Source organism: Tepidanaerobacter sp. EBM-49 (genome assembly GCF_001896645.1).
In the GTDB taxonomy this organism is placed as follows: Bacteria; Bacillota; Thermosediminibacteria; order Thermosediminibacterales; family Tepidanaerobacteraceae; genus Tepidanaerobacter; species Tepidanaerobacter syntrophicus.
Genome location: NZ_MPPE01000046.1, coordinates 43,873 through 53,437, shown reverse-complemented (window position 1 = coordinate 53,437; position 9,565 = coordinate 43,873). Strand labels below are relative to the sequence as shown.

Sequence of the window (9,565 nt, the reverse complement as noted above, 5' to 3'; positions counted from 1 at the left end):
GAAGTAACGTGTAAACTTTGGAACCGCCGTATACCGAACGGTATGTACGGTGGTGTGGGAGGTCGGCTACTCAATTAATGATTAGCCTCCTACCCGATTAAAATATCTTTTTATTTGTCTATGATTTTAGACTTTCTTGAACCCGCTCCTAATGGAGCAGGTTTCACTTGGAATTTTTACATTTTGCGGAAACTCAAATGCTTTGCAGGGTGGCCTTTTTCTTACTTGCATACTATAATTTTACTCTAACAGTTTTTAATTCACCTCTAATGTAAATTCTTGCCTCGCCCCAATCAAATTCACATACATCTCCATAATCATATTCAGCTTTTATATAGGCCTCAGCCCCCTTGTTTAATAAATCTCTTATTGTATTACAAACAGTTGTATAACTGATATCATATCCCTGTTGTTCCAAAGCCTCATATATATCAATTTTTTTCTTTTGCTGCTTTGCCTGTCCAATAGCCCTCTTTTTTTCATTCTCATTCAAGTAGAATTTAATCTTCTCAATTATTTCATCTGTTAATTTATATTTTTTTCTATTAGAAATATCATATTTTGGTGTTTGGACAATATCATCTATCAACTCTCTTTCATCAAGGAGTTCGTTCCCATCACTGTTTGTCAAGGAGTTTCTGGCTTCTAAATATTTCCCCACATATTTTCTAATTGTTTTTCTATCAATTCCTGTATCCTTTGCAATTTGTCTTTGCGATTTCCCTTCAAGGAAAGCGGCGATTATTATTTCTTGCTTTTGATACAATTTAATCATCCCCCATGTCCTCCTCCTATGTATGTACATAAGAAGAGTTTACTTTTAAGTGGAGGAGTTTTCAATTAAAATTGTGGGGCACTTTTAGATTAACATAAACAATTGTGCCACTATTATTCATTTTTTAAAACTTATTATAAAAGTTATAAAAATATGGTTGATGTGCTATAATAATAATCGCAGACAAAATAGGGATCACCTTTCTTCTTTATAATTTATTATCAATGATTGGAGGAAAAAAATGGACTTAAAATCAATTAGCGATAATGTTTCAAAAGCAATTGAAGAGCTGTTTTCTATAGCCCCTGTAAAACCCGGCCAGATTCTTGTTATAGGCTGCAGCACAAGCGAGATTATGGGCGGGAGAATAGGTAAATATTCCAGCATGGAAGCTGCAGAAGCTGTTGTGGAAGGTATAGCAAATGTCATACCAAAATATGATGTCAGACTTGCCGCTCAGTGCTGCGAACATCTGAATCGCGCACTGGTTGTAGAGGAAAAAGTAGCGGAACAATATAATTTAGAAGTAGTCACAGTAAAACCTGTAATGCATGCCGGAGGCGCTTTTGCAACTACGGTTTTCGAGAAAATGGAGCACCCTGCGGTAGTGGAATACATAAAAGGACACTTCGGTCTCGATATAGGCGATACATTGATAGGAATGCACATAAAGCATGTAGCTGTTCCGGTAAGACTCAGCATTAATAAAATAGGACAAGCCAATCTTGTAGCGGCTCGTTACCGCCCTAAGCTCATCGGCGGTGCTCGGGCGGTAATCCCTGAGACGTGGGATAAAACAGGTCAAAAATAAAAAATTTCATAGGGCAATACTTTTAACAAAATCACCGGTTTCAATATTGATAAGGGATAGATTTGATTTTTCAAAAATAGCAAAAGATGGTATGCCGTCTTTTGGCAGCGCACAAGAACCCGGATTTAAAAGTATAAGCCCTTCTTTTTTTTCTAAAACTTTTACATGAGTATGCCCGGTTATTAAAATATCAATTTTCCATTTTTTAGCAAGAGAAACAAGTTCCTCTTCTGTGCTCTGGTGACCATGTGTAACAAGAATTTTACAGCCATCAATTATCAGCAGGGCATAAGGAGACTGAATCGGTACTGAAAGCACAACCTGATCAATGGGTGCATCACAGTTACCTGCTGCTGCAATAAATGGCACATCTATCTTATTTATAGCCTTTGCAAGCTCTGAAGGATTGTAAGCTGGCGGCAAGGGATTTCTCGGACCGTGATACAGTATATCTCCCGCATGAATAATATAGTCATATGGTTTTGCTATTTCCAAAACTTTATTAAAAGCATCTAAGCTTCCGTGGGTATCGCTTAATATTGCAATTCTCACTCTAGACCCCTCCTGTCAAATTTTAAAGTTATAATCTTATTTTACATCTACCTTAAAAAAATCTTTTTGTCAATCATATACTGAAAAAAATCCAAAAGAATTTTTTGAATAGCCGGGGAATATAAAGTATAATGGAAGCAATTCGAAATCAATAATAAAGGGGAACATGAAATGAAACTTGGAGTATGTCAGATGTCTGTTTCTGAAAAACTTGAGGTTAACAAGAATAAAATCATCAGCTTCATAAAAGAAGCCTCTGATCAAAATATGGATTTTATTGGTTTTCCGGAAATGGCGCTTACCGGTTATACGCCGGAAATTTTATCAGATAAAAATTTAAATGAATTGGTACAAAATGCCTCAGATGAAATTAGAAAAACCTGCAAAACGTCAAAAGTTGGAGTCGCAGTAGGACATCCTTATACTAAAGAAGGCAAACTTTACAACAGTGTATCTGTATTTTTACCCAATGGGATAGTATATAGCTATGACAAAAAATATCCTACAAAAGCAGAACTGGAATATTTTGAAGTAGGTAAAAAAGATCCTCTTTTCTTTACATACCAAAACAAAACAATTGGCATTATGATATGCAGAGACCAAAACTATCCAAATCTTGCCAAAGAACTTAAAAATAAGGGAGTGGAATTTATATATATTCTATCAGCTCATTTTTATAATCCTAAAGAGGCCCGCTGGAAGTTGGAAAAAAATAGGGCGATTCCTATAACAAGAGCGGTTGAAAACCAAGTTCATGTCCTGCTTTCAAATTTTGTAGGTTCACATCTTGGGATGGTAAGTTTGGGAAATAGCCTGATTGTTGATCCGGAAGGGGCGGTGGTGGTTTCGACTGGAGAAAGCGAAGAAACCTTAATTTCAATTTCGGTTTTACTATAAACTTCAAGTATTATGTACACATGCTTAATTAGCGTTCCGATATTAAGATTCCATGGTAAAATATATTCAGCAGAATAGTCTATGGTGCACGCATATCCCTTGCGGTAGGGATACAGGTAGTAACTTTTGCTGCAGTTATAGGAGTGATATTAGGGGGGATTAGCGGATATTTTGGCCCTAAAGGAATTGGAATATGTGGAGGCCGCAAAAGCGATTGGCAATCCGCTGAATGGGGTGCTATGATTTCAACCGGCCGTCAGCATATATTAAGTCATTGGTGGTATCCCACTTTTCCGGGTATAGCAATCCTTATAACGGTTTTAGGTTTTAATCTTATAGGAGACGGACTTAGAGATTTTTTAGATCCCAAAACAAAAAAATAATTTAAGATAAAAGTTACGTTATTTTGTAATTATTTTGGTTAGGTCTTGACAGATTCAACTGAAAATTGTTAAAATGAAAATGTCAGATGTCAGACTTTTAATAGAGGAGGGTGTTGCTCACATAATCCAAATACATATCTTGTAAGCAGTTTACAAAAAAATAATAGGGGGAGTTTGCGTGAAGATTCGCAAGTTGTTAGCTTTAAGCTTGGTTTTTCTACTGGTTTTAGGTCTTGTGACAGGGTGCGGTCAAAGTTCTGAGCCGCCAAAGGAAGAAGAAAAGTCAGGAGGCGAAGAATCCAAGGAAAAGAAAATCAAGGTAGGTTTGGTATATGATATCGGCGGTCGTGGTGATCTTTCGTTTAATGATAGTGCTTATGCCGGCCTAAAAAGAGCTGAAGAGGAGTTTGGTATTGAAGTTACTGATTTGGAACCTTCAAGCGGCGGCGAAGATCGTGAACAGCTTTTGAGGCTTTTGGCTGAGGACGGATATGATTTAATTTTTGGTGTTGGCTTTATGTTCACAGATCACATCGCAAAAGTTGCCGAAGAATTCCCTGATGTAAAATTTGGCTTAATCGATGGCGCTGTAGAGGATATTGATAGCAATTCTAATATTACGTGCCTATTATTCAAAGAACATGAAGGCTCATTTTTAGTCGGCGCAGCAGCAGCCCTAAAGTCCAAGAACGGTAAAGTGGGTTTTATTGGCGGTATGAAGTCGCCTCTTATTGAGCGATTTGAGTATGGCTATCTTGCAGGAGCGAAATACATAAATCCCGATATCGAAACATTTTCGGATTATGTGGGAACTACCGGAGAAGCTTTTAAAGATCCGGTAAAGGCTAAAGAGTTGGCGTTAAAGCAAATTAAATCCGGCGCTGACGTAATTTATCATGCTTCAGGAGCTTCAGGCGTGGGCATGCTTGAAGCAGCAGCAGCTAATAAAATACTGGCTATCGGCGTAGACTCGGATCAGTCTTTAACTGCAACAGATGAGCAAAAACCTTACATATTGACAAGTATGCTGAAACGGGTAGATAATTCAGTTTATTTTACGATAAAAGACTTTATCGAAGGCAAATTTCAAGGCGGATATAGAATATTTGGATTAAGCGATGATGGTGTAGGTTATGCAGTTAATGAATACAATAAAGATCTTATCAGCGATATACAGCCAAAGTTAGAAGAGCTTAAAGAAAAAGTTGTAAATGGCGAAATAAAGGTACCCGCAGACAAAACTGAATATGAAGAATTTTTAAAAACTTTAAAGTAAAATTTATAGGCGGGGCGACGCTGGTTTAGTCACCCCGCTGTTTTTTAAGAGAACCCCAAAGGAGGGAGAAATCTTGGAGAAAGCCGTCGTTTTAAAAAACATAACTAAAACCTTCCCTGGAATTGTAGCAAACGATAAAGTAAATCTAGAAGTACAAAAAGGAGAAATCCATGCAATTGTCGGAGAAAACGGTGCAGGTAAAAGCACCTTAATGAAAATTTTGACAGGTCTTTATCAGCCCGACGAAGGCGAGATCTATATCTTTGGGAAAAAAGAAAAAATTTCTTCACCAAATAAAGCCATTGAACTTAAAATTGGAATGGTTCACCAGCACTTCATGCTAATTGACCGTTTTACTGTTTTAGAAAATATTATCCTGGGAGCCGAAAAAAAGAAAGGAATTGCAATTGATAAAAAGACCTGTAGAGAAATCATTAAAAAGCTTATAGACTTATATAATTTTAACCTTGATCTAGATGCCAAAATAGAGGATATCTCTGTAGGACATGCTCAGCGTGTAGAGATAATTAAGGTACTATACAGAGGCGCGGATATATTAGTGCTGGATGAACCAACAGCAGTGTTGGCTCCACAAGAAGTCGAGGAGCTTTTTGTAAATCTGCGCAGGCTAAAAGAAGAAGGCAAGACCATCATTTTTATTAGCCACAAACTTGATGAAGTACTTAATATAGCTGATAATATAACGGTTCTGCGCAGGGGTCAAGTAATCGGGACTGTTTGTACAGACTCAGTTACAAAAGAAGAACTGGCTAAAATGATGGTAGGAAAACCTGTTTTGATGAAGCTTGATAAAGAACCCATACAAAAGAGCGATGTCAAGCTATTGCTAAAAAATATCACGATAGAGAAGAACAAAGGAAATAGCGGGAAAAACCCGCTAAACCATATTTCACTTGAAATTCGAGGTGGAGAAATTTACGGTATTGCGGGAGTAGAAGGTAATGGCCAAAAAGAACTGGCTGAAGTAATTATCGGCCTTAGACAAGATTATCAAGGAGAAATAAAGGTTTGCGGCAAGTCGATTTATGGTTTGTCAATAAAGCAGGTAAGGGATTCAGGATTAGCATTTATCCCAGAAGATCGACATCGCCAAGGGCTAATTTTGCCTATGAAAGTTTGGGAAAACAATATATTAGGTTTTCATAGAAAAAAAAGGTTCACTAAAGGGGTATTTCTCGATATTAAAGAGGCAGAAGAATTTACGTTAAATAATGTTAAGGACTTTTCTATAATGGTAAGTTCGATTCATCAAGAAATTGAAGGGCTTTCCGGGGGAAATCAGCAAAAGATAATTTTAAGCAGAGAACTTTCCCAAGAACCGGAAGTTATTTTAGCTGCCCAACCCACCAGAGGCCTGGACATAGGCGCTATGGAATTTGTGCATAGACAGCTTTTAAAAAAACGTCAGGAAGGCAAAGCTATTCTTCTAATATCAGCTGATTTGGAAGAGGTTTTGTCGCTTTCGGACAGAGTCGGCATAATTTTCGAAGGCGAGATTGTAGCTGAGTTTGAACCGGAAGAAAAGACATTAGAAGATATCGGGGTATATATGCTTGGAGCACATAAGAAAGCAGGTGAAAGCGCATGAAAAAAGACCACAATTATAAAATACTGGCTTTAAAAATACTTGCGCCCATTATAGCTATGATTTTAGCGACACTCATCAGTTCACTAATCATTTTAGCTATTGATAAAAACCCGCTTCAAGTATTCTATACTATGTTCAAGTTCAGTTTTAGCCGTATCGACAGTGTAGCAATTATCTTTTTTAATGCAACACCCTTGATATTTTCTGCTTTAGCTGTATCTATAGGGTTTAAAATGGGGCTCTTTAATATAGGCATCGAAGGACAATATCTAATAGGAACTTTTTTAGCTGCATTAGTCGGTTTTTCATTTAAAGGGCTGCCTGCCGTAATCCATTTGCCGCTGGTGATTCTCGCAGGTATTATCGGAGGCATGATGTGGTCTTTTATTCCAATTTTTCTCAAAGTGAAGCGCGGCGTTCATGAAGTAATAAGCACGATAATGCTCAACTATGTGGCCTATTCACTAATACATTACCTCATCGCTGATGTGTTCAAGGATAAACAGCAGTCAACTATTGAAGGATTAGGCAGCGTACTTGTAAGAACACCTAAGCTTCCGGAAAGTGCTCTTATACCAAAAATGCATGGGTTTTTGTCTATTTTTGGCATACAATTACCGAAACATGTATATCTTAATTGGTTTTTTCCCATTGGTATTTTGCTGGCAATTGGAATTTATTACTTAATTATACGCACCCCTTTTGGCTATGAACTGCGTGCAGTTGGTCATAATCCCGAAGCTTCTAAAATTGCAGGAATTAAACCCAATTCAGTTTACTTAAAAGGTTTTTTGCTAAGCGGAGCTGTTGCAGGTTTAGTTGGGTTATCTGACCTTTTGGGATACTTTAAATATATGGATATGGATTTTCCTCAAGGGTATGGATTTGACGGTATAGCAGTAGCGTTAATAGCCCAAAACAACCCCTTTGGAATTATAGCATCGGCAACACTTTTTGGATTTTTGAAACGCGGTTCAGAGGGGATACAAGCCCTTTTAAAAGTTCCTATGGACACGATCGTAATTTTACAATCGCTTATGATTATATTCATCGTGGTTATAACTAAAATTATAAATGATTACATAAAGCGTTTAGAAAAAAAGGAGGCGGCATAAATGTTTACAGCCGAGCTTCTATCGTCAAGCCTTAGAATGGCTGTTCCTATATTACTTACGGCTATTGGTGCCGTCTATACTGAAAGATCAGGTATAGTAAATATAGGTCTTGAAGGGATGATGATCGTAGGTTCGTTTTGGGCAAGCGTAGGAGCGTACTTCTACGGTCCTTTTGCCGGGATACTCTTTGCCATGGCGGCAGGAGCGTTTCTAGCTTTGATACATTCCGTAACAACAGTAACTTTTGGTGTCAACCAGGTAGTAAGCGGTGTTGCACTGAATATTTTAGCATATGGCGCTTCCAGGTTTTTAAGTTTAATGATATTTGGCAAAGCTACTACTTCCCACCATGTAACAGGATTTAATACCATAGATGTCCCTTTATTGTCCAAGATACCTTTTATAAAACTATTATTTACAGATATATCACCTGTCGTGCTGCTGGCACTAATTTTAGTACCGATATCAAAGTATATTATTGATAACACGGTATTTGGTTTACGGTTGCGGTCAGTAGGAGAAAATCCTTTGGCTGCAGATACTTTGGGAATAAACGTATTTGCAATGAGATACGCCGGAGTAATTATAAGCGGGATGCTGGCAGGAATAGCAGGAGCATACCTTACAATGGAGCACACAGGCATGTATGTCGAAGGCATGACCCAAGGCAAAGGTTATATAGCCATGGCTGCTATGATATTCGGAAATTGGACGCCAACCGGGGCATTTTGGGCTTCACTGCTTTTTGGTTTTGCAGAAGCTATAAGTCTGAGAGCCGGGGAGGGCAGTATTATTCCATATCAATTCATAAAAATGATTCCATATTTACTGACACTAGCGGTTTTGACCGGCATAGTGAAGAAAGCCACACCTCCGGCGGCTAGCGGTGAACCCTATGATCGAAGAACGGGATAAGGAGATTGATAAAACAATGAAAATAAACATAATAAAATTAATGTCTACACTTCATGGCGAAGAAAATGTCATAAATAGCTTAAGACCCACTATGAATTTTTTAGAAGATAATTTTGATGTAAACTATCAATGCCAAGACAGCTCAGAAGAAATTACAGTGGTTTGGGTTATGACCGGTGGAGTGGAAGGAAAATTTAAAGAAATATATCCATGGCTCAAAAAACCAATAATTCTATTGGCTGAAGACATAAACAATTCGCTGCCTGCGGCTCTAGAAATATTGGCATATGTACGTGAACAAAACGAAAAAGCCTATATTTTACACGGCAACTTTGACGAGATAAAACGAGACTTGGAAAAATTTTGTCTTATGCAAGATGCCGTAAAGAGAATAGAAAATGCTCGGATAGCTAGCATTGGCGGACCTTCTGACTGGCTTATAGCAAGCCATGTGGATTTTCATAAAGCTGCCGATAGATGGGGCTGCAAGTTTATCTATATTCCCATAGAAGATTTACTAAAATCAATCAAGGAAATCGAATGCGAAACCTGTGATGATTATTTTAACAAACCTGCTGAAACGGTTGGAATTTCGAAAAAAGATGTACAGGAGTCCGCCAAGATCTATTATGCTTTAAAAAAGCTTGTGAGAGAAAAGAACATTACAGCCTTAACATTAAAATGCTTTGATCTTTTAGACCCTTTTAAAAACACAGGGTGTCTGCCTCTTGCCCGCTTAAACGATGAGGGAATTATCGCCGGATGCGAGGGAGATATGCCATCGCTGGTTACTATGTTTTTAGCATATATTCTTACAGGCAAACCTTCTTTTATGGCAAATCCCTCTAAAATTGATATAAAGGCAAATACTATTTTATTGGCACATTGCACAGTACCTGCCAGCATTGTAGAAGAATATTCTTTAAAAACCCATTTTGAATCAGGCATCGGCGTAGCAGTAGCAGGTAAGTTTGCAAAGCAGCCTGTAACCTTAGTTAAACTGGGCGGTAAAAACCTGGATAAGCTTTATGTTGCCGAAGGTTCAATTGTAGGTAATACCGATGATGAGAATAGATGTAGGACGCAGATAAAAGTTCAGGTGGAATATGGTTTAGATTCCTTGCTGGAAAACCCGCTAGGAAACCATCTGATTATAGTGCCCGGCAAAGTTGAAAAGCTATTTAGAGATTTTATGAGTTATATGGAAATAAAGCAATAAGCGTACGTAAGGA

General features: G+C 37.8%; 8 protein-coding genes and 2 pseudogenes. 8 read left to right on the top strand and 2 right to left on the bottom strand.

All coding sequences use genetic code 11. The features are described 5' to 3' along the window. Positions 1–241: 241 nt before the first annotated feature. Positions 242–775, bottom strand: a pseudogene (locus tag BUE08_RS08455) (IS21 family transposase); the annotation flags it as partial. Between the two features lie 241 nt (positions 776–1,016). Between BUE08_RS08455 and BUE08_RS08450 the strand changes: the two are divergent. Continuing rightward, the gene (locus BUE08_RS08450) at positions 1,017–1,586 is read left to right on the top strand and encodes a TIGR01440 family protein (protein WP_286680725.1); all 570 of its coding nucleotides are present in this window, start codon (positions 1,017–1,019) and stop codon (positions 1,584–1,586) included. A gap of 6 nt (positions 1,587–1,592) precedes the next feature. Here BUE08_RS08450 and yfcE read toward each other — a convergent pair whose 3' ends face one another. Then, positions 1,593–2,138, bottom strand: a complete 546-nt coding sequence (yfcE, locus tag BUE08_RS08445; RefSeq protein ID WP_286680724.1) for a phosphodiesterase — start codon at positions 2,136–2,138, stop codon at positions 1,593–1,595. Positions 2,139–2,309: 171 nt separating this feature from the next. On the opposite strand from yfcE, the gene BUE08_RS08440 reads away from it, so the two are divergent. The 7 genes and pseudogenes from BUE08_RS08440 (at position 2,310) to BUE08_RS08410 (ending at position 9,552) form a co-directional block, all read left to right on the top strand. Further along, the gene (locus tag BUE08_RS08440; RefSeq protein WP_286680723.1) at positions 2,310–3,035 is read left to right on the top strand and encodes a carbon-nitrogen hydrolase family protein; all 726 of its coding nucleotides are present in this window, start codon (positions 2,310–2,312) and stop codon (positions 3,033–3,035) included. Positions 3,036–3,256: 221 nt separating this feature from the next. Further along, positions 3,257–3,418, top strand: a pseudogene (locus BUE08_RS08435) (D,D-dipeptide ABC transporter permease); the annotation flags it as partial. A 178-nt stretch (positions 3,419–3,596) separates the two neighbouring features. Then, entirely contained in the window at positions 3,597–4,694 is a 1,098-nt protein-coding gene (locus BUE08_RS08430) for a BMP family lipoprotein (protein ID WP_286680721.1), read from the top strand. A gap of 73 nt (positions 4,695–4,767) precedes the next feature. Then, on the top strand, positions 4,768–6,303 hold the full coding sequence (locus BUE08_RS08425; protein WP_213997144.1) for an ABC transporter ATP-binding protein: 1,536 nt from the start codon (positions 4,768–4,770) through the stop codon (positions 6,301–6,303). Beyond that, positions 6,300–7,418: an ABC transporter permease gene (locus tag BUE08_RS08420; protein ID WP_286680720.1), complete on the top strand. Its 1,119-nt coding sequence runs from the start codon at positions 6,300–6,302 to the stop codon at positions 7,416–7,418. Before BUE08_RS08425 ends, BUE08_RS08420 begins: the two co-directional genes overlap by 4 nt. Continuing rightward, complete coding sequence (locus BUE08_RS08415; protein ID WP_286680719.1) at positions 7,419–8,333, top strand: ABC transporter permease; 915 nt, start codon at positions 7,419–7,421, stop codon at positions 8,331–8,333. Next, positions 8,314–9,552 (top strand): L-arabinose isomerase family protein, encoded by a 1,239-nt coding sequence (locus tag BUE08_RS08410; RefSeq protein ID WP_286680728.1) that lies wholly within the window; start codon positions 8,314–8,316, stop codon positions 9,550–9,552. Before BUE08_RS08415 ends, BUE08_RS08410 begins: the two co-directional genes overlap by 20 nt. Positions 9,553–9,565 lie beyond the last annotated feature (13 nt).

Excerpts from the sequence above, each read along its gene's own strand:
- BUE08_RS08410 (WP_286680728.1), top strand. The coding sequence starts at position 8,314 with ATGATCGAAGAACGGGATAAGGAGATTGATAAAACAATGAAAATAAAC.
- BUE08_RS08415 (WP_286680719.1), top strand. The coding sequence starts at position 7,419 with ATGTTTACAGCCGAGCTTCTATCGTCAAGCCTTAGAATGGCTGTTCCT.
- BUE08_RS08450 (WP_286680725.1), top strand. The coding sequence starts at position 1,017 with ATGGACTTAAAATCAATTAGCGATAATGTTTCAAAAGCAATTGAAGAG.
- BUE08_RS08440 (WP_286680723.1), top strand. The coding sequence starts at position 2,310 with ATGAAACTTGGAGTATGTCAGATGTCTGTTTCTGAAAAACTTGAGGTT.
- BUE08_RS08420 (WP_286680720.1), top strand. The coding sequence starts at position 6,300 with ATGAAAAAAGACCACAATTATAAAATACTGGCTTTAAAAATACTTGCG.